Origin of the sequence: Desulforamulus aeronauticus DSM 10349 (assembly GCF_900142375.1) — a bacterium.
Classification (GTDB): Bacteria; Bacillota; Desulfotomaculia; order Desulfotomaculales; family Desulfotomaculaceae; genus Desulfotomaculum; species Desulfotomaculum aeronauticum.
Genome location: NZ_FRAR01000013.1, coordinates 85,983 through 112,178 on the forward strand (window position 1 = coordinate 85,983; position 26,196 = coordinate 112,178).

26 protein-coding genes and 1 tRNA gene are annotated in these 26,196 nt (G+C 45.7%); 25 read left to right on the forward strand and 2 right to left on the reverse strand.

Annotated features, from left to right (window positions below; genetic code table 11):
* Nucleotides 1-16: 16 nt before the first annotated feature.
* The 14 genes from BUA78_RS08940 to BUA78_RS09005 all read left to right on the forward strand — a co-directional run bounded on the left by BUA78_RS08940 (nt 17) and on the right by BUA78_RS09005 (nt 13,509).
* A complete protein-coding gene (locus BUA78_RS08940; RefSeq protein ID WP_072913430.1) occupies nt 17-1,780 on the forward strand; it encodes an N-acetylmuramoyl-L-alanine amidase in 1,764 nt (587 codons plus the stop codon).
* 209 nt (nt 1,781-1,989) lie between these two features.
* Complete coding sequence (glmS, locus tag BUA78_RS08945; protein WP_072913432.1) at nt 1,990-2,421, forward strand: methylaspartate mutase subunit S; 432 nt, start codon at nt 1,990-1,992, stop codon at nt 2,419-2,421.
* 12 nt (nt 2,422-2,433) lie between these two features.
* Complete coding sequence (glmL, locus tag BUA78_RS08950; protein WP_072913434.1) at nt 2,434-3,825, forward strand: methylaspartate mutase accessory protein GlmL; 1,392 nt, start codon at nt 2,434-2,436, stop codon at nt 3,823-3,825.
* 208 nt (nt 3,826-4,033) lie between these two features.
* Nucleotides 4,034-5,485 (forward strand): methylaspartate mutase subunit E, encoded by a 1,452-nt coding sequence (locus tag BUA78_RS08955; protein WP_072913436.1) that lies wholly within the window; start codon nt 4,034-4,036, stop codon nt 5,483-5,485.
* Nucleotides 5,486-5,808: 323 nt separating this feature from the next.
* Nucleotides 5,809-7,056 carry a methylaspartate ammonia-lyase gene (locus BUA78_RS08960; protein ID WP_072913438.1) on the forward strand — a complete coding sequence of 416 codons (1,248 nt, stop codon included), beginning with the start codon at nt 5,809-5,811 and terminating at the stop codon, nt 7,054-7,056.
* Nucleotides 7,057-7,064: 8 nt separating this feature from the next.
* Nucleotides 7,065-8,042 carry a 2-hydroxyacyl-CoA dehydratase family protein gene (locus tag BUA78_RS08965; RefSeq protein ID WP_072913441.1) on the forward strand — a complete coding sequence of 326 codons (978 nt, stop codon included), beginning with the start codon at nt 7,065-7,067 and terminating at the stop codon, nt 8,040-8,042.
* A 5-nt stretch (nt 8,043-8,047) separates the two neighbouring features.
* Nucleotides 8,048-8,809, forward strand: a complete 762-nt coding sequence (locus tag BUA78_RS08970) for an acyl-CoA dehydratase activase (RefSeq protein WP_072913543.1) — start codon at nt 8,048-8,050, stop codon at nt 8,807-8,809.
* Nucleotides 8,810-8,877: 68 nt separating this feature from the next.
* Nucleotides 8,878-9,624 carry an MBL fold metallo-hydrolase gene (locus tag BUA78_RS08975; RefSeq protein WP_072913444.1) on the forward strand — a complete coding sequence of 249 codons (747 nt, stop codon included), beginning with the start codon at nt 8,878-8,880 and terminating at the stop codon, nt 9,622-9,624.
* A gap of 13 nt (nt 9,625-9,637) precedes the next feature.
* A complete protein-coding gene (locus BUA78_RS08980) occupies nt 9,638-10,606 on the forward strand; it encodes an alanine-tRNA synthetase second additional domain-containing protein (RefSeq protein ID WP_072913447.1) in 969 nt (322 codons plus the stop codon).
* 17 nt (nt 10,607-10,623) lie between these two features.
* A complete protein-coding gene (gene rph, locus BUA78_RS08985; protein ID WP_072913450.1) occupies nt 10,624-11,370 on the forward strand; it encodes a ribonuclease PH in 747 nt (248 codons plus the stop codon).
* 3 nt (nt 11,371-11,373) lie between these two features.
* Nucleotides 11,374-11,979, forward strand: a complete 606-nt coding sequence (locus tag BUA78_RS08990) for an XTP/dITP diphosphatase (protein WP_072913452.1) — start codon at nt 11,374-11,376, stop codon at nt 11,977-11,979.
* 5 nt (nt 11,980-11,984) lie between these two features.
* Nucleotides 11,985-12,473 (forward strand): metallophosphoesterase family protein, encoded by a 489-nt coding sequence (locus BUA78_RS08995; RefSeq protein WP_072913455.1) that lies wholly within the window; start codon nt 11,985-11,987, stop codon nt 12,471-12,473.
* 161 nt (nt 12,474-12,634) lie between these two features.
* A tRNA-Gly gene (locus BUA78_RS09000) sits at nt 12,635-12,708 on the forward strand.
* 165 nt (nt 12,709-12,873) lie between these two features.
* On the forward strand, nt 12,874-13,509 hold the full coding sequence (locus BUA78_RS09005; protein WP_274377387.1) for an alpha/beta fold hydrolase: 636 nt from the start codon (nt 12,874-12,876) through the stop codon (nt 13,507-13,509).
* Between the two features lie 63 nt (nt 13,510-13,572).
* Here the strand turns inward: BUA78_RS09005 and BUA78_RS09010 are convergent, their stop codons facing one another.
* Together BUA78_RS09010 and BUA78_RS09015 are read right to left on the reverse strand one after the other, a co-directional pair.
* Nucleotides 13,573-15,645, reverse strand: a complete 2,073-nt coding sequence (locus BUA78_RS09010; protein ID WP_072913459.1) for a catalase — start codon at nt 15,643-15,645, stop codon at nt 13,573-13,575.
* Nucleotides 15,646-15,789: 144 nt separating this feature from the next.
* Nucleotides 15,790-16,749: a helix-turn-helix transcriptional regulator gene (locus BUA78_RS09015; RefSeq protein ID WP_072913460.1), complete on the reverse strand. Its 960-nt coding sequence runs from the start codon at nt 16,747-16,749 to the stop codon at nt 15,790-15,792.
* A 376-nt stretch (nt 16,750-17,125) separates the two neighbouring features.
* Here BUA78_RS09015 and modA point away from each other — a divergent pair, with 376 nt between their 5' ends.
* From modA to BUA78_RS20850, 11 genes are all read left to right on the forward strand, one after another.
* A complete protein-coding gene (gene modA, locus BUA78_RS09020) occupies nt 17,126-17,926 on the forward strand; it encodes a molybdate ABC transporter substrate-binding protein (RefSeq protein ID WP_072913462.1) in 801 nt (266 codons plus the stop codon).
* A gap of 13 nt (nt 17,927-17,939) precedes the next feature.
* Nucleotides 17,940-18,608, forward strand: coding sequence for a molybdate ABC transporter permease subunit (gene modB / locus BUA78_RS09025; protein WP_072913464.1), 669 nt, complete (start codon nt 17,940-17,942; stop codon nt 18,606-18,608).
* A gap of 12 nt (nt 18,609-18,620) precedes the next feature.
* Complete coding sequence (locus tag BUA78_RS09030; protein WP_072913466.1) at nt 18,621-19,304, forward strand: ABC transporter ATP-binding protein; 684 nt, start codon at nt 18,621-18,623, stop codon at nt 19,302-19,304.
* A 2-nt stretch (nt 19,305-19,306) separates the two neighbouring features.
* Complete coding sequence (locus BUA78_RS09035) at nt 19,307-20,131, forward strand: extracellular solute-binding protein (protein ID WP_072913468.1); 825 nt, start codon at nt 19,307-19,309, stop codon at nt 20,129-20,131.
* A gap of 11 nt (nt 20,132-20,142) precedes the next feature.
* Nucleotides 20,143-20,946 (forward strand): ABC transporter permease, encoded by an 804-nt coding sequence (locus BUA78_RS09040; protein ID WP_072913470.1) that lies wholly within the window; start codon nt 20,143-20,145, stop codon nt 20,944-20,946.
* Nucleotides 20,946-22,034, forward strand: coding sequence for an ABC transporter ATP-binding protein (locus tag BUA78_RS09045; RefSeq protein WP_238456777.1), 1,089 nt, complete (start codon nt 20,946-20,948; stop codon nt 22,032-22,034). The genes BUA78_RS09040 and BUA78_RS09045 overlap by 1 nt, the downstream gene beginning before the upstream one ends.
* Nucleotides 22,035-22,050: 16 nt before the next feature.
* A complete protein-coding gene (locus BUA78_RS09050; RefSeq protein WP_238456773.1) occupies nt 22,051-22,833 on the forward strand; it encodes a Rossmann-like domain-containing protein in 783 nt (260 codons plus the stop codon).
* A 22-nt stretch (nt 22,834-22,855) separates the two neighbouring features.
* Nucleotides 22,856-23,449, forward strand: coding sequence for a histidine phosphatase family protein (locus BUA78_RS09055; RefSeq protein ID WP_238456774.1), 594 nt, complete (start codon nt 22,856-22,858; stop codon nt 23,447-23,449).
* A 103-nt stretch (nt 23,450-23,552) separates the two neighbouring features.
* Complete coding sequence (locus BUA78_RS09060; protein ID WP_072913475.1) at nt 23,553-25,007, forward strand: N-acetylmuramoyl-L-alanine amidase family protein; 1,455 nt, start codon at nt 23,553-23,555, stop codon at nt 25,005-25,007.
* Nucleotides 25,008-25,253: 246 nt separating this feature from the next.
* Complete coding sequence (locus tag BUA78_RS09065; protein ID WP_072913477.1) at nt 25,254-25,712, forward strand: hypothetical protein; 459 nt, start codon at nt 25,254-25,256, stop codon at nt 25,710-25,712.
* A 101-nt stretch (nt 25,713-25,813) separates the two neighbouring features.
* Complete coding sequence (locus tag BUA78_RS20850) at nt 25,814-25,936, forward strand: hypothetical protein (RefSeq protein WP_274377385.1); 123 nt, start codon at nt 25,814-25,816, stop codon at nt 25,934-25,936.
* The last annotated feature ends 260 nt before the right edge of the window (nt 25,937-26,196 follow it).

Below are 26,196 nucleotides of genomic sequence, written 5' to 3' on the forward strand. Positions count from 1 at the left end.
CGAAAGGAAGGTGGACATGACATTTATTTCTGGCAGTCGTTTCTTTCGTTATGCGGTCCTGATGGGACTGGGTATAACTCTGATTTTTCATCCTATGGGTGGTTTACAATTGGCAGATGCGGCACAGGTAGCGACCGTTACTGCGGACAAGCTTAATTTGCGTAGTGGACCAGGGACCCATACTGCCGCCGTCGGACAAGTCTATAAGGGCAATCAATTGCCGGTCCTTAGTAAGTCTGGCGACTGGTACCAAGTTCAGTCCGGCGGGAAGTCCGTTTGGGTAGCTAGTTGGCTGGTTAAGGTACAAGAAACCGCTAATGTTTCTCAAGGTAGTTCCTCTAGTAAAGTGGCTGTGGTAAAGGGTTCTATTTTAAATATTAGAAGCGGCCCAGGTACTGGTTATGGCGTAGCAGGTAAAGCTAAACAAGGGGATAAACTTACAGTACTCTCCCAAAGTGGTGATTGGTACAAGATACAATCAGGGAATACCACTGGCTGGGTGGCCAACTGGTTGGTCACCATACAACAGGCTCCGGTGACCCCAACTACACCTGCCCCTAGTAGCAAGGTGGCTGTTATCAATACAGATACTATAAACTTACGGAGCGGTCCTGGGACCAGCCATAGTGTCGCGGGTCAGGTTAGTCGGGGAGTGCGGTTACCTGTCATTAGTCGCTCCGGAGATTGGGTGCAGGTACGCCAGACCAATGGTAGCAATGCCTGGGTGGCAGGCTGGCTGGTAGCGGTGGAGGAACAGCAAGAAACTCCGCAGCCACCGGCAAAACCTGTGGAAGGTAGTTGGCTGCCCGCTCCCACTGATAACGGAACAGGAAACCAGCCTGGTGAACAGACACCAACTCCTACTGTACCAACAACCAAGCTGGTGGATGTAAAGGTTACCGAGAAGCAAGGCACGACCTATGTTAACATTGTTAGCGAGAAAGCGATTACATACAACACCTTTACTCTGTCCAATCCCTCGCGCTACGTTGTGAACATCAGTGATGTCCAAGTGGGTAAGCTCCCGGAAACCATCTTAGCCCAGACGGAACTGGTAGATAAAGTGCGTACTGGCAACCCCAGTCAAGACCCCTATATCACCCGATTGGTATTAGATATGAAAAAAGCTGGGCGGGTGAAGACCAGCCTGTCTGCCGATAAGAAAACCTTAACCCTGGAAGTTAGCAAAATTTCTTACAGCGATGGTTTACAGGGCAAGACCGTATTCCTCGATGCAGGTCATGGAGGTTACGACAATGGTGCTTCTGGCCAGAAGGGTCTGCGGGAGAAGGATGTTAATTTAGCGATTACCCTTAAAGTGGCCGAATTGCTGAAAAATCAGGGTGCCAACGTTATCTTTAGTCGTGATACTGATACCTTTGTAGATCTTTATGAACGTACCCGTCTGGCCAATGTGCAAAATTCGGATATCTTTGTTAGCATCCACAGCAATGCCAATCTGAATAGAGCCATCGGTGGAACATCCACCTATTTCTATGCACCGGAATCAACGCCTTATTTATATGAACAAAAAGGCGATCGACAAAGACTAGCCCAGGCTGTACAGCGGGAGTTGGTAGCAACCTTGGGCCGCCGGGATATTGGCGTACTGCAGTCCAATTTTGCGGTGCTGCGCACCAGTACCATGCCCAGTATTCTCATTGAAACAGCGTTTGTATCTAACGCCGAGGAGGAAGCATTGTTAGCCTCGGAGGGCACCCGACAAAGGGCTGCCGAAGCCATTGCCCGTGGTATAGGCGCTTACTTTAGTGGTCAATAAGTGTAAATAAAACTAACCTGGTAGGAACTTTGTTCCGCCAGGTTAGTTTTTTGCCATGCAAGAGTAAAAAATATGATAAAAGACAAGAGTATAAAAAACTTCGAGAAATTCCAGCTTAAAAGGAGGAACAATTTCCAATATAGGAGAAACTAATTGAAAATCCTGTCAACACAAATACTGTCATAGACTAGTAGGAGGTCGGCTCTAAGATGGAAGAAAAAAAACAGCTTACTTTAATCTTAGGAGTAATTGGAGCAGATGTTCATGCTGTGGGCAATCGCATTCTGGAATATGCCTTCACAGAAGCAGGCTTCAAGGTAGTGAATATTGGAGTGATGGCCTCTCAAGAGGAATTTATTAATGCTGCAGTGGAAACCAATGCCGATGCCATCCTAGTGTCCTCACTATACGGCCACGGGGAGATTGATTGCCGTGGGTTACGGGAAAAGGCTATCGAGGCCGGCATTGGTCAGATTAAAATGTATGTTGGTGGTAATCTGGTAGTGGGGAAACAGGACTGGCTAGAGGTGGAGAAGAGATTTACGAATATGGGCTTCGACCGTGCCTATCCTCCGGGAACCATGCCCCAGGAAGCCATTGATGATATCGTAAGGGATTTTGGTTTTAAAGAGAGATGCTAAGGGGGGACCGGTATGGAACTGGCCCTATTAATTGACTTTGGCAGCACCTATACAAAGGTAACTGCAGTGGATGTGGCGGCAGCCGAAGTGATCGCTACGGCGAGGGGAATTAGCACGGTGGAGACCAATATCCTGGAGGGTCTCGGTCAGGCCTTGGCAGAGATAAAGCCCCACTTTGGGGGTGTTTTACCTGACTTTACCCACCGGCTGGCCTGCAGCAGTGCTGCCGGAGGCCTGCGGATGGTGGCCATTGGCCTAGTGCAGGAGTTAACCGTGGAGGCAGCCCGACAGGCCGCCTTGGGTGCCGGGGCCCGGGTGTTAGGGGTCTATGCCCACCAACTTACCGCCGGAGAGATTAAGCAAATTGATGACGGTTGCCCGGATATTATTTTGCTGGCTGGGGGTACAGATGGTGGTAATAAAGAAACCATCCTACATAATGCCAGGATGTTGGCCACCTCGCAGTGTACCGCTACTATCATTGTGGCGGGCAATAAATCAGCCGCCGATGAAGTGCTGCAAATCCTAGAGCAAGCGGGTAAGGATGTGCGGGTAACGGCTAATGTGTTGCCGGAGTTAAATAAATTAAATGTGGAACCGGCCCGGGATACCATCCGTCAAACCTTCCTAGAAAAGATTGTGGAAGCCAAAGGTTTACGCCGGGCAGAAAGCTATTTACAACGAATTCTTATGCCCACCCCGGCAGCAGTACTGCAAGCTGCCAAGCTATTGGCAATGGGGAATGAGGAAGAAAAGGGCTGGGGTGATCTGTTGATTGTTGATATTGGTGGAGCCACTACGGATGTTCATTCCATTGCCGAGGGCTATCCGACCAAGTCTGGCGTAACCTATAAGGGCTTGCCGGAACCATACGCTAAGCGTACGGTGGAAGGGGACCTGGGTATGCGTGTTAGTGCTTTATCCCTATTAGAGTCCATTGGCTCCCGTAAGTTGGCGGCCATTAGCGGTCAAGCGGAGCAGGCAGTGACCGAATATATCAATACCATACACAACCGTATTGAACTGCTGCCCGAAAGTGAAGAACAATGGAAGATTGATACGGCAATGGCGAAGGCCGCCACCGACCTAGCTGTGGAGAGACACAGTGGTACCCTGGAAACGATGTGGACACCGATGGGAGCTGTTCATGTGCAGCATGGAAAGGATTTAACAGAAATACCTTATCTAATTGGCACCGGCGGTGTGATTGTCAAACATCCCAATCCTAAAGAAATATTACAGGGGGCTCTCTATAAGCCGGACCAGCCCACTGTTTTAAGACCACAGAAAGCCAAGCTGATGTTGGACAAAGAATATATTCTGGCCGCTATTGGCCTGCTGGCCGAAGTAAGACCCACCGCAGCCCTGAGGCTGGCGAAGAAGTATATTAACCCGGTGATTTAGAAGATTTGTGTGAAATTTGGATGTATCAGTAGCTTTTAGCCTATTTGTTAAGGGCCGTCGGCCTTTAAATTTCAAAGGCCAGGGTTTAAAATGTATAAATAACCCCATATAAATACCACCGTTTTGAGAGTAATAGCTTACAAAAATACACGAATAAAGCCGATAGCCGATGGCTGATGGCCGACGGCCGAAAAGGAGATGAATTCTCATGCAGTCACAAAACCGAAAACTCGACTGGGAACAGTTCCTGAAAATCCGCGAAGAGGCTTTAAAATCTTGGCCTACCGGGCAGGAAGTGGATTTGGCGGAGGCCATTGCTTATCAGAAACAAATACCGGCCAGCCGGAGATTTGGCCAGAGGTTAGAAGAGGCTAAAAAAGAGGGTATTACCTTGGCCCAGCCCCGGGCGGGAGTGGCGCTGGTTCATGAACATATCGAACTGCTGCGTTTTTTAGTGGATGAAGGTGGTGCAGATTTGCTGCCCACGACCATCGACAGCTATACCCGACAAAACCGCTATAACGAGGCCCAGGCTGGTATTGAAGAAAGTCGTACCGTGGGTCGTTCTATGCTGAATGGCTTTCCCGCGGTTAACCACGGTCTAACAGCCTGCCGGGAAGTAACCGAAGCAATGAAGGTGCCGGTGCAGGTGCGTCACGGTACTCCCGATGCCCGTCTGCTCACCGAGATTTCCTTGGCCGGGGGCTTCACCGCCTATGAGGGTGGGGGTATTTCCTATAATATCCCCTATGCCAAAGAGGTACCTCTGGAGCGCTCCATTCGGGATTGGCAATACGTAGATCGCTTGGTGGGTTATTATGAGGAACAGGGTGTCAGCATCAATCGGGAACCCTTTGGACCCCTTACTGGCACATTGGTTCCCCCCTGTATCTCCCATGCCGTGGCTATTATTGAGGCCCTGCTAGCAGCAGAACAAGGGGTTAAAAGTCTTACCCTGGGTTATGGCCAGTGTGGCAACCTGCTGCAGGATGTGGCCGCAGTACGCTCCCTGGAGGAACTGGCAGATGAATACTTAGAGCGTTTTGGTTACAAAAATGTGGTCATTACTACGGTTTTCCACCAGTGGATGGGTGGCTTCCCCCAGGATGAAAGTAAAGCCTTTGGGGTTATCAGTTGGGGTGCTGCCACCGCAGCGATGGCCAAAGCCACTAAAGTCATTGTCAAAACCCCCCACGAAGCCCTGGGAATTCCCACGAAAGAAGCCAATGCCGCGGGTATCCGGGCTACCAAGCAGCTGTTGAATATGCTGAAAGATCAGCCTCCGCTGGTAAACAATGAAATCATTACAGAGAAAGAATTAATTAAAATAGAAACCAGGGCAATTTTGGAGCGACTGCTGGAGTTTGGGGAAGGGGATATTGCTCTGGGCACCGTCCGTGGCTTCCAGGCAGGTGTTATTGATGTACCCTTTGCACCTAGCCGCTTCAACGCCGGACGACTGCTGCCGGCCCGTGACCACAACGGTGCTGTGCGCCTCCTGGATTTTGGTAATTTGCCCTTCGGGGAAGATATAAAGGAAGTACACCGGGAAAAAATAGCCCAAAGGGGTAAACTAGAGGGACGGGACCCCAGCTTCCAGATGGTTATTGATGATATCTATGCCATTGGGAAGGGCATGCTGGTAGGTAAGCCGCGTTAATTTGAGAATTGAAATACCTATATTATGAAGGGCTAGCTTGGGTATGATGCTATCCACCGCTCAACTCCATGCTCTGCGTCGATAACACTAAGACTCACTCCAGGCGAAATGGGGGTCGCCTCAACTCAACATCCATGTTTCGGTTCGGCTAGCGCGCACGTCCTGTGCGCGCTCCCCCCCTTTCACCTTACGTTCATCAAGTGTTATTAACGACGCTCCGCAAGTCGTTCGCTATGGATAACACCATACCCACTAGAGGATTCTCATTTTTATATAAAAGTGGAATATACTTTCTAGTACCTATAAACGAATGGAGACTTCAAATGAAAATAACCAATGCAGTTTTGTCAGCAGGACTCACAGGGTTTTACTTTGATGATCAAAAGGCCATTAAACTGGGGCGTCAGCATGATGGTTTTGCCTATCTGGGAGAACCGGTGACTCCTGGTTTTTCTGCAGTGCGACAGCGTGGGGAGTCCATCTCTGTGATGCTGTTACTGGAGGACGGTGGAGTCGCTTATGGTGACTGTGCTGCTGTGCAATATTCCGGTGCCGGGGGACGGGACCCGCTGTTTTTAGCGGCGGATTTCATCCCGGTGATCGAACAGGAGATATTGCCTACCTTAGTGGGAAGAGATGTTAGCAGCTTCCGCAGGTTGGCAGAGGAGTTCGACCAACTCACCCACCCGGACGGCAGCCCCTTTCATACCGCCATTCGTTATGGCCTCACCCAGGCTTTGCTGGATGCTGCTGCCCAGGCTAATCGTTGTACCATGGCCGAAGTAATCGCCAGAGAATATAACTGTACGTTAGCCAAACAACCCATACCGATCTTTTGCCAGACGGGTGACGAGCGTCATAGCAATGCCGACAAGATGATCATGAAAAGAACCGATGTTTTGCCCCACGGGCTGATTAATAACGTAGAAGAAAAACTGGGACGCCAGGGAGAGAAACTGCTGGAATATATCGAATGGCTGCGGCAGCGTGCTGTTCAACTGGGAGGGGAGAACTACCGCCCTGTCCTCCATATTGATGTTTATGGTACCATTGGTCAGGCCTTTAACGACGATCCTGAGCGTATGGCCGATTACTTGGCCCAGGTGGAAAAAGCGGCAGCACCCATGAAGATCCGTATTGAAGGCCCCATGGATCGGGGCAACAAACCGGACCAAATTGCTGCGCTGGCGGAACTGACCAGGTTGCTGGAAAAACGGGGTATTGGAGTAGAACTGGTGGCCGATGAATGGTGCAATACCTTGGAAGATATTCGGGAATTTGTGGATGCCAGAGCAGGCCATATGGTTCAGATCAAGACACCGGATTTAGGCGGTATCAACAATACCATCGAAGCTGTGCTTTATGCCAAAGCCAAGGGTAGTGGAGCCTATCTGGGGGGGACTTGTAACGAAACCGACCGTTCCTCGCAAATCTGCGTACATATTGGCATTGCCACCCAGCCGGTACAAATCCTAGCTAAACCTGGCATGGGTGTGGACGAAGGATTTATGATTACCTTTAATGAAATGAGCCGTACCTTTGCGTTGCTGCGAGCCAGGGGGGTGACTTAAGGTAAACCATGCAAAAAATTGGTATGACCACTACCATTCCGGTGGAGGTAATTTACGCAGCCGGGTTGATCCCGGTAGATTTGAATAATATTTTTGTTACTCACCCAAATCCCCAAAGTTTGGTGGAGGAGGCAGAAATTGCGGGTTATCCCCGGAATCTTTGTGCCTGGATTAAAGGACTTTATGCCACCACTCTGCAAAATGATGACATCCGTACCATTGTAGCGGTAACCCAGGGGGATTGCAGCAATACCCATGCTTTGATGGAAACCTTAGAAATGGCGGGGGTAAAGGTTTTACCCTTCGCCTTTCCCTTTGATCGGGATTACGATTTATTAAAACTCCAGATGGAAAAACTGGTAACAGCAGTGGGCACCACCTGGGAGGAAGTCACCTTGGCTAAAGCAAGGTTGGAGGAGGTGCGCCAAAGGGTAAAGGAAATGGACCGGCTGACCTGGCAGGGAGATCGGGTGAGCGGCTGGGATAATCATCTCTTTCAGGTTTGCTGCAGCGATTTTGAAGGGGACCCCGAAGCCTTTGCCAGCCGCCTGGACGCGTACCTGGCTGAGTTGCCCCAGCGGGACCCCATCAAGGCAGACATTCGTTTGGCCTATATTGGTGTCCCCCCGATTATGGATGATCTCTACGATTATTTGGAAGAACGGGGGGCAAGGATCGTTTTTAACGAGGTGCAGCGCCAGTTCACCATGCCCTTTGACATCGACGATATTGTGGAACAATATAGAACCTACAGTTATCCCTATGGTATCTTTTATCGTCTGGAAGATATTACTCGGGAATTAGAGCGGCGACAGGTGGACGGTGTAATCCACTATGCCCAAAGTTTTTGTTATCGTCAAATAGAGGATTTAATTATCCGGCAAAAATTAAAGTACCCTATCCTAACCCTGGAAGGGGATAAGCCAAACAAGTTGGATGCCCGTACGCGCATGCGTTTGGACGCTTTTTTGGACATTTTGAGGTGATGATGTTGCTATGTGGCATTGATTTAGGCAGCCGTAGTGTTAAAGTGGCCCTAATGGACCCGGACGGCGGCTTTTCTTTTCATAAGTTTGATACCGTTTCCTTCTATCGGCAGCATGGCCGAGCGGTGGCTGGCCAACTGCAAGTAGATTTTGCCGCGTTGGGTTTAGGCGTGCCAGAGAAAGTGGTGGCCACGGGTTATGGGCGGCAAACCATTAACGTCAAAGGGGCGGAAGTCATCCCTGAGCTTAAGGCCCATGTGATAGGAGCCATCCAGCAAACCAAACTCTCAGAATTTACGCTGCTGGACTTGGGTGGCCAGGATAGTAAAGTGGTATTGGTGGCCCGGGGTAGGATGATGGATTTTCAAACTAACGATAAATGCGCTGCCAGTACCGGTCGTTATCTGGAAAACATGGCTGCGGTACTGGATATTAGCCTGGCAGAGCTCTCCCGGCACTATGAACATCCTGTGGATTTAAACTCCACCTGCGCCATATTTGGCGAAACCGAACTCATTGGCAAGGTGGTGGAAGGCCATACCACAGCGTCCTTGGCCGCCGGGGTAAACTACACCATTTTCAAGCGTATAAAACCCATGCTCACCAAGCTATTGACAGACACCATTGTTTTTACCGGTGGTGTAGCCAACAACCAGGCCCTGGTACAGATTGTTGAAAGCGAGATGAAAGTACCCGTGGTGGTGCCGGAGTATCCGCAGTATAATGGGGCGATTGGGTGTTGTGCGTGGGGGATGGAAAGCCGGTAGGATCGGCTAAAATATTACTCAATCACCTTGCATATAACAATAACTCATACAGGAGGGACACATCCACCATGCAACTCACCACCCTTGGCTGTTGGGCACCTTATCCGCAACCTAGCGGGGCTTGTTCCGGTTACCTGCTGCAGGAAGGCGGTCGCAGCTTGTTAATTGATACAGGTAATGGGGTTTTAAGCAGAATGCTGCAGCATATCGAAATAAAGGAACTGGATGCCATTCTAATAAGCCATCTGCACCCAGACCACCTCATGGATATTTATTCCCTACGCCACGCCATTGAGGCAGCCAACCTCGAAGGCCGGATGAAGAGAGTAGTACCGTTGTTCCTGCCTACCGGCCCGGTCGAAGATTTTAATCGTATTAAGGGCTTCACCAAAGCCTTTGATCTGCAAATTATTGATGAATTACCGGCATCCAGGGAGGTAAATGTGGCGGGCTTTACAGTAACCTTTACCCCCGGTAAACACAATCTACCTGTCTATAGTATCTCAGTCACAGGCAGTAAGCGATTTGTTTACTCCGGTGATACCGCCTATAATCAAGAATTAATTAAACTGGCCAGCGGGGCAGATTTATTCCTTTGCGAAGCCAGTGGTTTAGATAAAGATGCAGAATACCTAAAGGAAAATCACCTAACGGCTCGCCAGGCAGGAGAATTGGCCAAAGCAGCCGGTGTGAAAAGACTCATGATTACTCATTTTTACCCAGAGTATGCCCTTTCTCAGTTGCAAAGTCAGGCTGAACAGGGTTTTGGCCAGTCAGTGGAACTGGCCCGGGAAGGTGCCACCGTAACACTGTAAAGGGGGGAGCGACATGGCGATCTCTATTATTCACGAATATTTAATGCACGCTGTCTACTTTGCCCCCAGAGGGCGGTATCGTTTGTTGGCTCTGGGAGGCAATTTAGCTCATCGCTATCTCAGTCCCGAGGATCACCTAATTGGCTTTATCGGAGATGCGGGAGCGGGCAAATCCCTGCTGATCCGGGGCATGTTCCCAGGACTGGAGCTAACCAACGATGATGATGGCATCAACGTTCGACCACTACCTTTGCTGGATGATTTTGATAAAAAGCATTTCCGTTCTCGTACCTATCACTTGGATGTTCGCTTCGAAATGGCCTTTACTCAACCATGGACCATTGTGGAGGCCATTCAGGAAGCTCTCAAACATGATCGCCGGGTGATTGTCGAGCACTTTGATTTGATCTACCCCATGTTGAAAATGAACGCTCAAATCCTAATTGGTATTGGCGAAGAAGTGATTGTGACCCGCCCCAATATTTTTGGCCCGGAACCTCAGGAAATTGCCGACATTGTCTTTGAATCGATTATTTACCGGAAGATGGCCCATACCGCGGAGGATATTACCGGCAAGATACTGGCAGAGGAATTGGGTACTAAAAAGCCGAAGGTACACAGCGATATTAAACACGGTTTTGTGCTGGAATTTGATGAAAAACCAAACATTGACCTTGATGTATTGGAAAAAAGGGTTCAAAATATTATTGAAAAAGATTTCAGTATTTACTACCATGATGAGACACATATTAAAGTAGGTGACAGTTCTTATCCCTGCACCGGCCCTCGCTTACACGTAAAAAGAACCAGCGAAATTAGCAACTTTCGACTACTAAAAGAATTTATGTGGGACCCCATTGCGGAACTTTATGTCTTAGTGGGTCTGATCGGACCAACGGTAGAAGGAGAAAGCCCGTGGATTCCACCGGATCAATTCAATCTCATCCGGCGGGCTCGCAGGCGTTCCAAAGTGGTTACATAAGGAGGAAAACTAGCTTAATGGAAAGATTCGACGGCAGACAACCAGATCAAATTCGTCCGGTTCACATGAACCCTAATTACAATAAGTACGCTGAAGGTTCTGTCTTAATTGAAGTGGGAGATACCAGAGTTATTTGTACCGCTACGGTGGAAGAAAGGGTGCCGCCTTTTTTAAAGGGACAGGGTAAGGGATGGGTGACTGCAGAATATTCCATGATTCCCCGTGCCACCGGTACCCGTACCATCAGGGAGGCAGCCAGAGGGAAACTGGGTGGTCGGACCATGGAAATTCAGCGTCTCATCGGCCGGGCTCTCCGCTCGGTGGTTAATTTAGAGGCCCTGGGAGAGCGCACCCTGACGCTGGACTGTGATGTCATCCAGGCAGACGGCGGCACCAGAACAGCTTCCATCACCGGGGCCTTTGTGGCTATGATTTTTGCCTTGAATAAGCTAGTAGAACAGAGTATGCTAGAGAAAATACCCGTTAACGATTTTATTGCCGCTACCAGTGTGGGTATGGTCAATGGGTTGCCTGTGCTGGACTTAGCCTATGCTGAAGACTCAACAGCAGCAGTGGATATGAACGTGGTTATGACCGGTACCGGTCGCTTTGTGGAAATTCAGGGTACTGGAGAGGAAGCGACCTTTTCCCGAGACGAAATGAATCAATTGCTGGATTTGGCCTCCACTGGTATTGCTGAATTACATAAAATCCAGCGCCAGGTATTAGGCGAGGCTATTGCAGCTAAAATAGGGCAGGTGTAATTGTTGAAACTGGTTTTAGCCACCAATAACAAGGGGAAAGTAAAAGAACTGGCAGCCATGCTGCAGCCCCTGGGTTTTCAGGTAGTTCCCATCGGGTCATATCCCGGTTTTCAAGAAGTAGAAGAAGATGGGGAGACCTTTCAAGCCAATGCTATCAAAAAAGCGGTGGCAGCAGCAGAATTCACCGGAGAATTGTCTTTAGCAGACGATTCAGGTTTGGAAGTGGATGCCCTGGCTGGAGCACCCGGCGTGCACTCGGCCCGCTTTGCCGGGGAACCTACAGATGATGCTGCTAATAATCGCAAGCTGTTAGCATTACTGGAAGGGGTGCCGGCAGAAAAACGTACTGCCCGCTTCCGCTGTGTCATCGCCATTGCCGAACCAAGCGGCAACAACCAGACAGCGGATGGTACCTGTGAAGGGATCATCTTACGAGAACAAAAGGGTGAGGGTGGTTTTGGCTACGACCCCCTATTCTATGTACCGGAGTATCGGCAGACCTTCGCAGAATTGGCTTCGGCAAAGAAGAACGCAATTAGCCATCGGGGAAGAGCTCTAGGCAAGGCCCTGGAAATTTTGAACCGCCTTTACGCCAACCGGGAGGGTTGATATTTTTGCGTATTTTGGTTGTTTCGGATACCCACGGGAGGTTGGCCCCCGTTTATCATGTATTGCAAGAACTGGGAGAGATAGACCTTATTTTACACGCCGGTGATCATTATCTGGATGCCGATGAATTGGCCTACACCCTGGAGGTACCCGCCCGGGGTGTGATGGGAAACTGTGATTTCCCCGGCGATGGTCCATTGGAAGATTTACTGGAGGTGGCAGGACATAAAATCTATCTTACCCACGGCCACCGTTTAGGGGTTAATAGGGATATTGAGATGGTGTTGGAGCGGGCAAAAAAATGGGGGGCCAAAGTGGCCATTTACGGTCACACCCATGTTGCCGATCAGCGCATCGTCGACAATATCATAATTTTTAACCCGGGCAGTCCGGCACAACCAAGGGGGAGAGATAGAGCCTCGGTGGGACTGATCAGAATAGACGGAGAAAACCTGGAGACCGAAATTGTCTATCTCGATTATTTTTATCCCTAGCAACAACGGGTCGTAGTACAACTGCGGCCCTACACTTGCTAAAAAATACTAATTTGCAATTTTACTAGTGCCCCAAATTAATTTTTAGCTATTGACAAATAGACCGGATTTGGTATAATAATACTCGTTCCCATCAACAGTTTTATATAGAAATACATTATGCGGGTGTAGCTCAATGGTAGAGCGTCGGCCTTCCAAGCCGATTACGAGGGTTCGATTCCCTTCACCCGCTCCATTTATTTTATAAGGAATGAAACCTCTTTCGCTGACTGTAAATTCATAAGCGTAGGAGGTTTTTCTATGTCACGTAAAAAGGTAGTTCATTCGATAAAGAATCATGATTTTTGTTCGGTTGGATTAGAATGACCGCTTACGGTAGGGAGGTTTTACTATAAAAGTAATTCTAGTACATGGATTTAGTAAAAACTCTAAAGACATGAAACCGTTACAAAGAAATTTAGAATTATTGGGATATCAGTGTTTTTTACCAGATTTACCGATTACCTATCAAGAGTTTGAATTTGCAGCTTTTGTTTTAGATCGTTTTTTAGAAGAAATAGTTACGTTTGATTTGAGAGAAAATGAAAAAATTCATTTAGTTGGTCATAGTACGGGTGGATTAGTCATTAGGGACCTAATTACTAAAACCAAAAACATTGATAAAATTGGCAGATGTGTCCTCGTGGCATCCCCTAACAAAGGGAGTCAACTAGCCAATATTGCAGGAAAAGTAAAGTTATATGTGGAGATCTTTAAAACATTAAAATCCCTGAGCTATGAATATATTGAACAGATTCATTTTAGGAATCATCCTAGTATTGAAATTGCTGCCATTGCAGGCGATAGAAGCAACTATTTATTAGGCAATTTGATTGATGGGAAAAACGATGGCAGAGTCGAGGTTCAATCGGTTTATTATGCTGATTTAAAGGATTTTATGATAGTACCCTATGGACACAAAGAGATTCATCATAAAGTGGAAACAGCAAAATATATAGATGCTTTTCTGAGGACAGGACAATTTTTACCAAAGTAACAGGGAGTGTCGCAAAAAAGTACTTTTGCTACACTCCCTGTTACTTTGATCATCGGGGATTTTTTACGAGATCTTGCGCTGGAAATGGCGTCCCGTGGTAAGCGCTTCCAGAAAATTACCGACATAGCTCGCTACGTTGGTGGCCGGCTCACAGATGATGCCAGGCTCCTCTTTTTGGCCGGTTCGCAGCAGGCTGAGCAAAGCCGTTGCTTCACCGCTCAAGCCGATGGTCTTATAATGGTTAAAGGTGTCACAAAGGAAACTATGTACACCTACCAAGCCTTTAAGGGACTCTGCATGGGAGCCGCCGGGGATATAAACAGCATCGTAAAAGACAGCGGCTGTGGTGGCGTAAGTCTGAGTACACTCTACGGTGCTGTTATCAGACGCCATAACTGGACCCAACTTGCCAGATACCACATCAAAAGAAGCACCGGCGGCAGTAAGGGCGGAGGTGATGGCATTAAACTGTACTTTGTCAAAACCGTCTCCTAACAAGATAGCCACCTTTCTGGTTTTCGGGCTCTTCGCGGTATTTTCCATGCTGAGCGCAGGAGAAGCAGCTGTTGTGGGATTTGTTGCATTGGCCGGAGGTGTGGCACCTAAGCCCTCTGCAACCTTTTGGGCCAGCACTGGATCAACATTACCTAACATATCCACAAGCCTTTGGTGGGTATTCTTATTCTTGCATTTACCCAGTTGGAACCGAAAAGCATCAATGATGTGCGCTCTTTCCCAGTCAGACATGCTGTTCCAAAACATAGCCGGCTGAGTATAGTGGTCCCGGAAGCTAGCGCTGCGTTCCCGGATAATGTGACCATCCACCTTTTCCTGATAGTGTTCGAAGTGGCTTTCCCCATCACGAGCGGCGTGAGGTTCACCATTATTGAGGGAGTTAGGGTAGTAGCTAGTTTGCCCCTCATCAATGGTCATGCGGTGCATACCGTCCCGTTGATTATTGTTAACCTTGGGCAGCGGGCGGTTAATCGGGATCTGTTGAAAGTTAGGGCCTCCCAGACGGGAAATCTGGGTATCCAGATAGGAGAACAACCGACCTTGGAGCATCGGATCGTTAGAAAAATCGATACCGGGTACCACATTGGCCGGACAAAAAGCGATTTGCTCTGTTTCTGCAAAGAAATTATTCACGTTTTGGTTCAGCGTCATCTTGCCAATTTTTTGAACGGGAATTAATTCCTCGGGCCAAAGCTTAGTACAGTCTAGAATATCAAAATCAAATTTGAACTCATCCTCGGGATTCAGTACCTGAATGCCAAGTTCAAATTCGACCGGGTTGCCATTTTCAATATTCTCCCAAAGATCCCTACGGTTGAAATCCGGGTCTTTGCCAGCAATCTTCTCGGCCTCATCCCATACAAGGGAATGGACACCCAGGAGAGGCTTCCAGTGGAATTTTACGAATTTGAATTCACCTTTGGTGTTGACCAAGCGAAACGTGTTAATGCCAAAGCCTTCCATGGTGCGATAGCTCTTAGGAACAGCCCGGGGAGACATTAGCCACATGACATTGTGCATGGTTTCCGGAGTATTCACCACAAAGTCCCAGAAGGTGTCGTGGGCCGAGGCCGCCTGGGGCATCTCATTGTTGGGCTCGGGTTTTACGGAATGGATGAGATCAGGGAACTTAATGGCATCCTGAATAAAGAACACAGGCATGTTGTTGCCCACGATATCATAGTTGCCTTCCTGCGTGTAGAACTTGACCGCAAAACCTCGAACATCCCGCACCGTATCCGGGGAACCGCGAAATCCTGCAACGGTGGAAAAACGGACAAAGACCGGCGTAATCAGATTGGGATCGCTAAGAAAATGAGCTTTTGTGAGATGAGAAAGGTTTTCGTAAACCTGAAAATAACCATGTGCCCCTGACCCTCGGGCGTGAACAATACGCTCGGGAATTCGTTCATGGTCGAAATGGGTAATCTTTTCCCGAAAGATAAAATCCTCCATTAGGGTTGGGCCCCGTTTGCCTGCTTTAAGAGAATCATCTGTGTTGTTAACACCAACACCTTGATTTGTGGTGAGATAACCGCTGCCATGGCTGACCCGAGCGGTATCAAGATCTAAGGATTTTTGATTTTTCTTCATACGATACCTCCATTGAGAAATTTCCATAATAGGTAGTAGTATCTCAAAAATATAAATTCATACTGAAAAAGCAGAATTTATCGTGGGGCACATTACCTTTTTGACAAAAAAATAAAGGATGCTTTAAAAGCACCCCTTATATTTTTGCTGATAGTATCTGTCAAGGTTTACCTAGGTCATAATCCTACCTGTTTCCGATGTATCGTAATCCCCTAATCCGTTAAGTTCTTTCTTAAATTCCTGAGATTGCAATATTTCGATAACCGCCTGGATATAGGGTTTGCGAAGATCTTCTTTTCGGATGACAAGCTCATAACGTTCCTTTTGCAAAGGAATAAAATCAACTCCACGGACCTGCATGGATACCTTTTCGTTTCCCATACCAACATCTGCTTCTCCCCGGGCAACAGCACTGGCAATTGCCAAATGGGATGGCTCTTCAACCTCATAACCCCTAATTAAACGTCTGTCTATATCCAAAATGCGAAGTTTTTCATCCAGCAGAACCCGGGTACCGCTGCCTTTTTCACGGTTAATAAAGGTAACGTCTTCCCGTGTTAAATCTTCCCAATTATGAATATTTTTCGGATTACCCTTTGCTACATAAAAGCCCTGCATACGACAAGCCAAGTGGATGATGATGTACTTAATACCCGGCAGCATGTGGCGAACATAGGGGATATTGTAGACATTCGTATCCCCATCCCATAAATGAATGGCTGCCAGATCAGCTTTTTCATGGTAAAGGGCCAGTAAGCCCGGAAAACTTCCAATACTGTGCCTAAAGGCGTGAATTCCGTTTCTGTGATATTCCAGGTGACGAGTTAAAACATCCAGCAGTACATCCTGACCACAGATAACAATTCCCGTTGGTTGGGCAACCTTTACTATAGGCTCAGTGGGTTGGAGATATCTTGCTTCATTGGCCAAATCCAGCGATTTTTCCTCTTCAGCTAAATCTGTTTTTTTACCTTGCCGCTTATAATTTTCTATGTCTTTTAAATCTACACGTATTTTACGTCCTACTCTATAGGCCGGTAATTCACCACGTTTTATCAGTTCATAAACAGTATTCTTAGTAATTTTAAGCCTCGCTGCAACCTCTTCGGGAGTTAAAGATATTTCTTCCATAATTTTTTTACCTCCAACTCTATTGACATGTATTATAACATAATTTACTATTACTTACATAACCTGTTTTGTTATGTTTTGTTTCCTTTTATCATGTTTTATTAATATTGTTTTGTTGTGTTACGTTGTTTTTTGTATATGAGTGTGAACACTTCGCAACGATGCCCTAGACATAATCTTTTTGATGCTAGGGCTTTAATTTTTAGTTTTCTGGGGGTGGTAAATTAATAAACTACCAAAAGTGTGCCAAACGAAGGAGGGAGAAAGGTGAGCGATTTTCCCCCAAGAGGGGAAAATCCGGCTACAACAGATTTTACAGATAACTTTATCCAAGCTCTTGAAGAGCTAGAGGGAAGAAGAGAGGGGAGCTTTGCAAATGAAAAAACGTTTAGCTTTTGCCTTACTATTTACTTTTATATTAGCTGTATTTACAGGATGTACCAGCACAAAAGAACCACCTGCTTCCACAGAACCTAAAGCGGAACCGATTAACTTGACAATATCTGCAGCTGCCAGCCTTAAAGATGCGGCAGAGGAATTAAAAAGTATCTACGCCAAGCAGCATCAGGATGTCAATATCACATATAACTTTGGAGCTTCCGGTACTTTGCAAAAGCAAATTGAGGAAGGTGCACCAGCAGACCTCTTTATCTCCGCCGGTAAGAAACAAATGGATGCTTTAGAGGAAAAAGATCTGATTGTGAAGGAGTCACGGAAAGATCTGTTAGGCAATGATCTGGTGTTGGTTGTTAAAAAGGACAGTCAAATAGCAGACTTTACAGACCTGAGCAAACCCGAAGTGGAAAAAATTAGTATTGGTACACCGGAATCAGTACCAGCCGGGCAGTATGCTAAGGATGCCTTAACGACCATGAATTTATGGGACAAACTGCAGCCAAAACTAGTTTTGGCTAAAGATGTACGTCAGGTACTTACCTATGTAGAGACCGGTAATGTTGCCGCCGGGGTAGTTTATGGCTCCGACGCTGTAATGGGGAAAGATACTAAGGTTGCAGCTATTGCACCGGCCGATTCCCATAAACCAATCCTTTATCCCATGGCTATCATCAAGGACACCAAACAACAGAAAGCGGTAGAAGATTTTGCAGCATTCCTGTCGGGGGAAGAAGCAACCAAAGTTTTTGAGAAATACGGTTTTAAAGCCATCAAAAAATAACGGGGTTTGATATATGTTCTCGCTGACAGACTGGTCACCAATATTTCTTTCGCTACGTACAGCCGTATTTGCTGTCATTGCTGTCATTATTCTAGGATTACCGCTGGCCAGGCTACTGGCCCGCAGGGAATTTCCAGGCAAAGATTTCTTGGAATCTGCCATTACCTTACCAATGGTATTACCACCTTCCGTAATTGGCTACGGACTGCTTATGCTTATCGGCAAAAACGGGTTGTTGGGGCAGACACTGGCCGGCTTTGGCATAACCCTGGTTTTTACCTGGTGGGCGGCAGCACTGGCCTCAACGGTAGTGGCCTTTCCTCTGATGTATCAGAGTGCCAAAGCAGCCTTTAAAAGCGTGGATGAAAACTATGAAAAAGCGGCCAGAACACTGGGGGCAAGTGAAGTAAGGATCTTTCTTACCGTCACTCTGCCCCTGGCCTGGCCAGGTATTTTGGCCGGAGTGGTTCTATCCTTTGCCCGCGCTCTGGGTGAATTTGGAGCTACCCTAATGGTAGCAGGTAATATTCCTGGGCAGACGTCTACGATACCAGTGGCTATTTTCTTTGCTGTGGATGCTGGAGACAATGCAACTGCCCAAACGTTAGTAGCCATTGTAACTGGTTTCAGTTTCCTGGTTATTTTCTGGGTTAACCGCTGGGCCAAACGACAGAACTATTAGTGGGGGATGAATATGCTAGAGGCTTCCATTCAAAAGAAACTATGGCACTTCACGTTACATTTAGAGTTACAGTTAAAAAATGAAATTTTAGTGCTATGGGGACACTCCGGTGCCGGAAAAACAACCATTCTGCACTGCTTGGCCGGTTTAGTAAAGCCTTCGTCCGGTTTTATCAAGCTAGACCAGCAAGTGCTCTATTCATCCGCGGACAAAATCCATCTGTCGCCCCAGATCCGTAACGTAGGGTATCTGTTTCAAGATTATGCACTCTTTCCCCATATGACTGTAAGACAAAACGTAATGTACGGTTTGAAGTCCAAGAAACATAATAAATCAAGCCTAGATCCTGTAGAACTGCTAAACTCCTTCGGGGTGGGACATCTAATAGATCGTTATCCACGCCAGCTTTCCGGTGGTGAAAAGCAACGGGTAGCCCTGGCCAGGGCACTGGCGGTTCAACCGAAGTTGTTGCTACTGGATGAGCCCTTTAGTGCCTTGGATAAAAACACCAGGGAGTCCCTCCGGCAAGAGGTAAAAAAGCTACATCGCCAATGGCAGATTCCTTTTATTTTGGTAACCCATGATGAAGAAGATGCCAATTTCCTGGGTGACCGTCTGATCTTATTGAACAAAGGGCAACCCAGCCAGGAAGATGACAAAATTGCTTCATCTCAACTGGTATGTAGGGAGGGGTAGTAATGAAAAATCGAGTCTCCAGGTTAACGCCTGTAATAATGGGTATTATATTGATTTTTTTACTAGCTGGATGTGGTAATAGCCAAGCTGAAAAAGCAGTTACTCCAAATAAAGATTCAGAAGCACAGGATAATAAACCTCAGAAGAGTCTTTTTGCCTATGTTGGTGCAGGCTTAAAGGAACCTGTATTGGAAGTTGCTCAACTTTATGAGGAAAAAACGGGTGTTAAAGTAGAACTTACCTTTAATAACTCCGGAGCACTTCTTAATCAATTGGAAACTATGAAAAAGGGAGATATCTACATGCCAGGGGGCATGCCCTATGTTGAAAAGGCAAAAGAAAAAGGCTACCTAGGGGAAATGATAGGACCCGTTGCTATTCATACCCCGGTTATTGTTACACCCAAGGGAAATCCCCTTCAGATCACTAAGATAGAAGATTTGGCGAAACCCGGAGTAAAACTGGTGTTGCCGGAAAAAGAGTCAACCGCACTAGGAAAAACAGCTTTTAAAACCTTTGATACATTGGGTATTACAAAACAGATAGAAAAGAACGTTTTGACCTATGTTGAGACTGCTCCCAAGGTAGCAACCACACTGATTATGGGGCAGGGCAATGCAGGGATTACTGAATATAGCAATTACACAAAACTCAAGGATAAACTTGACCTAATTGAAATTGACCCTGCCGTTAACATCGTGGAAGAAATCCCCTGTGCCATACTCAGTTTTTCTGATCAAAAAGACCAGGCTGCGGATTTTCTTGCCTTTATGAAAGATGAAGGTCCTGCAGTATTTGCCAAGCATGGTTTTAAGGTGAAAAAATAACCGGTGTAGATATGAAATTTTCTAAAAAACCGGGGGACTACATTTTTCAAGGTGTTTTTTGGCTTGTTTTTATAAGCACAGCAATATTTATGCTGATGCTGATTGCCGGCCTGTTTCTTTTTGGGGAATGGGCTACATTCTTTGAAGTACTAAAGAATCCGGAATTTCATTTTGCTATTACCTTTACTCTCTGGACTACCCTGTTAGCGACCGTGTTTTCTGCCTTGGTGGCAATCCCCTGTGGATATATCTTATCTCGCTACAAATTTCCCGGGAGAATAATAATTGACACAATATTGGATGTTCCGATTGTCCTACCGCCCCTTGTCAGTGGGGTGGCTCTCTTAATTTTTTTTGGGCCACTATTTGGGGAAACACTTGCCAAGTGGGGCTTAGATGTTGTTTTCTCTAGCCGTGGGGTTGTGATTGCCCAATGTTTTGTAGCTGCCCCCTTTGCTATTAAAACTTTTAAACATGCCTTTGATTCAATTGATACTCGCTTGGAGAAAGTTGCCCGAACCCTTGGCTATACGCCCTACAAAGTCTTTCTTAAAGTAACGATTCCCCTCACGAAAAATGGTTTACTGGGTGGATTAACGATGACATGGGCCAGGGCACTGGGGGAGTTTGGAGCCACGGCTATGCTAGCTGGGGTAACTAGGTTAAAGACAGAGACACTCTCGGTAGCCATATTTCTCAACATGTCTGTTGGAGACACTCAGTTTGCCTTAGTCACGGCAATCATTATGCTAATGATATCACTCACATTATTGGTTACATTTAAAATATTTACGGGAGTAGAGGTTCGTTTGTGATGGAATCACTACTTAAAGTTCATAATCTTTCGATAAAAGCTGGTAGTTTTTCCCTTAACAAGATATGTTTTTCTTTAAAAGCCAATGATTATATCATGATATTAGGGCCTACGGGTTCTGGTAAAACAATTCTATTAGAGTCTATAGCAGGTCTCAGGCCCCTGCATAGTGGAGAAATTTTCTTCAATGGCAGAAGAATTACAGATCTCCCACCGGAGCAAAGACATGTGGGGTTTGCCTACCAGGATAGCTTGCTATACCCGTTTCTAACCGTCAAGGAGAACATTCTTTTCGGGGCCAGAGCCAGGGGAATCGCTGTAGAAGCTAAGGTATTAAGGCGTATGAGCCAATTGGTGGAAATAATGGGTATTTCACAGCTCCTTGAACGGTATCCAAAATTTTTAAGTGGTGGTGAAAGGCAAAGGGTTTCCTTAGCCAGAGCAATTCTTACAAAACCCCCCTTATTGTTGCTGGATGAACCCCTTTCCGCACTGGACCCCGGGACTCGCCAGTCTATGCAAAACTTGTTACGGCAAATTCATACGACTGAATCTATAAGTATAATCCATGTAACCCATGATTTTTCCGAAGCTATCCAGCTTGGTACAGAGATGATTGTTCTAAGCAATGGCAGCATTGAGCAGTCTGGTGCTCCCTTAGAGGTGTTCTTTCGACCGGTATCACTTTCAGTTGCAAAGTTTTTGCAAGGAGAAAATCTGATCAAGGGTACTCTTTCGACGCTAAATAGCTTGCTTTGGTTTAAACCGGAGCATAGTGAGCTTTTAATCGGACCTTTGTCTGAAGAACTAACACCTCCTTTGGTGGCGGGAAGCAATGTAATGTTAATGATCCGCTCCAGTAACCTTAGCCTGCATCAATCCTGGGAGTCTCCTTCGGGATGTATTAGCTGGCCTGCGGAAATTGAGTATTTATCCTTTAATAGAACCCATGTTGATGTACATTGCAAGGGGTATGGATGCTGGGAAACCAGCATCTCCCTGGCCCAATGGCAAAACCTAAGACTGTTTCAGGGAGACACCGTTTTGTTAGCTGTTAGACCGGAGAACTGTCATTTGATTGTTTGTTAGGATTCAAATCCAGGAGGTGAGTAGACTGCAGGACTGTAAAAATGTTTTTTTCAATCAATTACAAAGGGCTTTTGAACAATTAATTCAAAACAATGATCTAAGAAAAATTGAGGTTCAAGTAAAGGCAACCCCCTTAACACCCGAAGAGGCCATTGGTGCTACACAGAGGCAGGACTATGTACTACTTAAGGGAAAGGAACGGCTGCTTCAGGCAGAGGTAATGGGCTACAGAGGTCAGGCCTTTACCAGTTCATTAGGGGATTTTGCCGGAAGCTTAGCAGATGTGCTAAAGTTACCCCTGGACAATGATTTCTTCAGGGCAATTTACGTTGCTACCCTGAATGCCGTTGCCTGCTCTGCCGGAAAAGTAAGTAACACCGTACACTGCCGTAACGAGGGCCCGGAAAAATGTTGCCGGCAGGTAGTACAATATTTTCGCCAAAACTTTACTTGTCCCCGCATTGTCATGCTTGGCTACCAACCCGCTCTGGCAGAGGCGTTAGTAAAAGAATTTCCAGTGTATGTTCTAGATCTTGATCCAACGAATATAGGGAAGACCATCAACGGGGTAGAGATATTTGATGGATGTAAGGATGCAGCACAGTGTCTTAATCAGGCCGATGTAATCTTTGCCACAGGCAGTATTCTCTGTAATGGATCAATAGACAATTATTACAACACGGGAAAACCTTTGGTTTTATATGGTACAACCGGGGCAGGTGCTGCAGCTTTCATGAATATACCCAGATTTTGTCCCGAATCGCTAAACGGAAGGAAGGATTTTTATCACAGAAAATAGTAAGAAAGAAAGATTAATATTCTTGGTCCGCAATGGCGAATGTACCCTGGATGACAAAAAAAGGTTTATTGGTCAATTAGATCTTAGCCTTAACGAAAACGGCATCAAACAAGCCAAGCGATTACAGCAGGAACTAACCTGTGTAAAGCTGAACCATATCTTTTGCAGTGAATTACAACGTTCAATAGAAACCGCCAAAATAATTGCCGAAAAACAAAAAACAGTACCCGTAGTAATAGAAAATCTTAAGGAAGTAAGTTTGGGCGAGTGGGAGGGCCAAACCTTTGAGCAAATTATCCGTAAGGATGCTAAGAGATTTAAGGAGAGAGGGAAGGACATTGCTAACCATAGGCCGCCCGGGGGAGAAAGCTTTGCTGATTTAAGTCAAAGGGTCGTTAAGGAATATGAGAGGATATTAGATGAAACAACGGGAAATATCCTGATAGCGGGACATGCCGGTGTGAATAGGGTACTTTTGTGTCATGTACTGGATATGCCCTTGGAAAATCTATTTAGAATTTCTCAAGATTACGGCTGTTTTAATGTGATTTGGCAGAGAAATAGTGGATTTCGACTCCATGTTTACAATAGAACCTATAAAATCTTACCGTTCTGACTTTTCATAGGAAAGCCAGAACGGTTTTAATTTTGTAAAAATGTAAAAAAACCTCCTATTTTGCCTTACATGCTTTATAATAGGTAGAGTAGGAGGGGTTGTTTTGAAAAAACGGTATCTTTTGTCAGGATTGCTAATCCTTTGCTGGTTATTTAGTTTTCCAGTGGCTGGTTTAGCCAAAGAACCCGCCCTCGTAATTAATGATAAAGTGGTAAAAACAGATGTCTCACCACAAATTATTGATGGCAGGATGATGATCCCGTTAAGGGTTGTTTCCGAGTCATTGGGGGCCAAAGTAAACTGGCTTAATCAGGAAAAGACGGTAACAATTGAGGCAAATCAGAAAACGCTTAAATTAAAAGTAAATACCAAAATTGCTTATGTTAACGACCAATCGTTAACCATAGATGCCCCACCCAAATTAATTCAAAACCGTACTTTTGTTCCATTGCGGTTTATCGGGGAAAATCTTGATTCTGATGTGATATGGGATCAAGAAAAATATCAAGCCATTATTAAAGCTCGTGAGGAAAAAATTGATAATAGCTACTTGCCAACTCCCAATGAGGAAAATACGAATTCGGAAGAACCCAGCTCCGAAGAGCCCAATCCAGAAAACCAAGTACAAAATCCTCGCGTTTTAACGAAGGCTGAGTATCAGGAAAATGAAGACCAAACAATCATTAATCTATGGGTAGAGAGCGGCCAGCACAAGGTGACAGAGCTTACCAATCCTGATCGCCTGGTAATTGATCTGTCCGATACCTCTAAAGGCGTGGACGGTGAGGCAACCGTCAATACAAAGCATGTTTCAACCATGAGAGTAGGGCAGTTTACGCCAACAACTACCAGAGTAGTTTTGGAACTCAAGGGGAAAGTTTCTTATCAACTAAATCAATCAGCCAACCTACTGAATGTAGTGTTAGTTCCTAAAACTACATCCGACAACTCGTCTTCCCAGCAACCAGGAGAAGGGTATGTCCATCGGGTAATTAATGATAATAACATCATCGTAGTGGATGCCGGGCACGGTGGCAAAGACTCGGGGGGAGTTGGGATATCTGGCAGATATGAAAAGGATATTACCCTGCCGACTGCCTTAAAACTTAAAACTGCCCTGGAAAGCCGTGGTTTTCAAGTTGAAATGACTCGATCTGATGATACCTTCCTTGAACTGATGGATATAGTTAACATAACCAATAGAGTCAACCCCTTTGCCTTTGTCAGCATTCATGCCAACAAGGCAGGCAATCCAAGTGTGACCGGTGTTGAAACCTATACCTTTTACGGAACCGATCATACCTTGGCAGATCTGGTGCAAAGTTCTATCATCAGCAAAACGCAACAAGTGGATCGGAAGGTTAAAGAGGCAGGCTTTGTGGTCATTAAATATACACAGGTTCCTTCCATATTGGTAGAGACAGGCTTTATCTCAAACCAAGGCGAGGAAGATTTCCTATTTGATCCTAACAACCAGACACAGATTGCCGAGGCCATTGCCGAGGGTGTGGCTAAGTTTAAGGAGATTCAGAACAAGACCCTTACCAGCATCCCTTAGATGAGTTGAATTTAACGCTAGCCAGAAGAATACGTAATGTAACTCACCCCTGTTTCAACAATTGAAGCAGGGGTGAGTTTTATTTTCTTAAGATGTAGAAAAATATGTAAATTTTACAAAAGCTTACATTTTACAACAAAGGAATTTGTTGGATTTTAGCCAATAGTATCAACATAAATGAAATATATAAAAATAAGCTCAATTTTTAGCCGGAAGTTTGGTTGGCGTTAAAGGAGAACATGGAGAATGCTAATTTTCAATTTCATCTTTCAAGGCTGGCCGGAAACAGCTGCTGTAATCTTTGCAGCTTTTGCCATCGTTGGTTATAAGCCAAACTTACGGGAGATAATCAGCTATTCACTCCTTTTAGTTACGATAATTTATTTATTTCGCATGCATCCAATGCTTTTTGCTTTACATACTCTGGTAGCGCTATTAGTAATTGTGTTAATAATTTACAAGGGAACAAAGTCATCGCTAGGTAGTTCGTTTTTTGCGGCATCTAGTGTGGTGTTTATTCTTACATTAATGGAAACTCTGATTATTTTACTATTTAAAAAAATAATCGGTCATCTTCCGATAGCACAAGGATGGTTATGGATTATGGTTGGTTGGCCGCAAATCGTTAGTTTAGCAGGGATAGGGATACTAATTAAGAGGATACGTCCTATTGTAATTAAAAAACACGGGTTAAATGAACAATAAGTAGTAAGAAGTATCTTCTTATCAATATTAGACGTATGGAAAATTACACAAAATTAGCTATTGTTAACCAGATTGGTTTGCATTAAAGGAGAATATAGAAAATGCTAATTTTTAATTTTATCTTTCAGGGCTGGCCGGAAATAGCTGCTGTAATTTTTCTAGCTTTTGCCATCGTTGGTTATAAACCAAACTTACGGGAGATAATAGCTATTCACTCCTATTAGTTATCATAATTTATTCATTTCGTATTTATCCAATACTTTTTGGTCTACATACTCTAGTAGGTCTTATCGCATTAGTAGTAATAATTTACAAGGTAACAAAGGTATCGCTGGGTAGTTCTTTCTTTGCAGCTGTTAGTACGCTGATTATTCTTACACTTATGGAAACCTTATTTCATGCTTTATTTAAAAAAATAATTGGTAATGTTCCGATTTCTCAAGGATGGTTATGGATAATGATTGGTTGGCCGCATGTAGTTAGT

Bases quoted from the DNA above. Each gene is read 5' to 3' on its own strand.
- BUA78_RS08940 (WP_072913430.1), top strand. From the start codon at position 17: ATGACATTTATTTCTGGCAGTCGTTTCTTTCGTTATGCGGTCCTGATG.
- glmS (WP_072913432.1), top strand. From the start codon at position 1,990: ATGGAAGAAAAAAAACAGCTTACTTTAATCTTAGGAGTAATTGGAGCA.
- glmL (WP_072913434.1), top strand. From the start codon at position 2,434: ATGGAACTGGCCCTATTAATTGACTTTGGCAGCACCTATACAAAGGTA.
- BUA78_RS08955 (WP_072913436.1), top strand. From the start codon at position 4,034: ATGCAGTCACAAAACCGAAAACTCGACTGGGAACAGTTCCTGAAAATC.
- BUA78_RS08960 (WP_072913438.1), top strand. From the start codon at position 5,809: ATGAAAATAACCAATGCAGTTTTGTCAGCAGGACTCACAGGGTTTTAC.
- BUA78_RS08965 (WP_072913441.1), top strand. From the start codon at position 7,065: ATGCAAAAAATTGGTATGACCACTACCATTCCGGTGGAGGTAATTTAC.
- BUA78_RS08975 (WP_072913444.1), top strand. From the start codon at position 8,878: ATGCAACTCACCACCCTTGGCTGTTGGGCACCTTATCCGCAACCTAGC.
- BUA78_RS08980 (WP_072913447.1), top strand. From the start codon at position 9,638: ATGGCGATCTCTATTATTCACGAATATTTAATGCACGCTGTCTACTTT.
- rph (WP_072913450.1), top strand. From the start codon at position 10,624: ATGGAAAGATTCGACGGCAGACAACCAGATCAAATTCGTCCGGTTCAC.
- BUA78_RS09010 (WP_072913459.1), bottom strand. From the start codon at position 15,645: ATGGAAATTTCTCAATGGAGGTATCGTATGAAGAAAAATCAAAAATCC.
- BUA78_RS09015 (WP_072913460.1), bottom strand. From the start codon at position 16,749: ATGGAAGAAATATCTTTAACTCCCGAAGAGGTTGCAGCGAGGCTTAAA.
- modA (WP_072913462.1), top strand. From the start codon at position 17,126: ATGAAAAAACGTTTAGCTTTTGCCTTACTATTTACTTTTATATTAGCT.
- modB (WP_072913464.1), top strand. From the start codon at position 17,940: ATGTTCTCGCTGACAGACTGGTCACCAATATTTCTTTCGCTACGTACA.
- BUA78_RS09030 (WP_072913466.1), top strand. From the start codon at position 18,621: ATGCTAGAGGCTTCCATTCAAAAGAAACTATGGCACTTCACGTTACAT.
- BUA78_RS09035 (WP_072913468.1), top strand. From the start codon at position 19,307: ATGAAAAATCGAGTCTCCAGGTTAACGCCTGTAATAATGGGTATTATA.
- BUA78_RS09040 (WP_072913470.1), top strand. From the start codon at position 20,143: ATGAAATTTTCTAAAAAACCGGGGGACTACATTTTTCAAGGTGTTTTT.
- BUA78_RS09045 (WP_238456777.1), top strand. From the start codon at position 20,946: ATGGAATCACTACTTAAAGTTCATAATCTTTCGATAAAAGCTGGTAGT.
- BUA78_RS09065 (WP_072913477.1), top strand. From the start codon at position 25,254: ATGCTAATTTTCAATTTCATCTTTCAAGGCTGGCCGGAAACAGCTGCT.
- BUA78_RS20850 (WP_274377385.1), top strand. From the start codon at position 25,814: ATGCTAATTTTTAATTTTATCTTTCAGGGCTGGCCGGAAATAGCTGCT.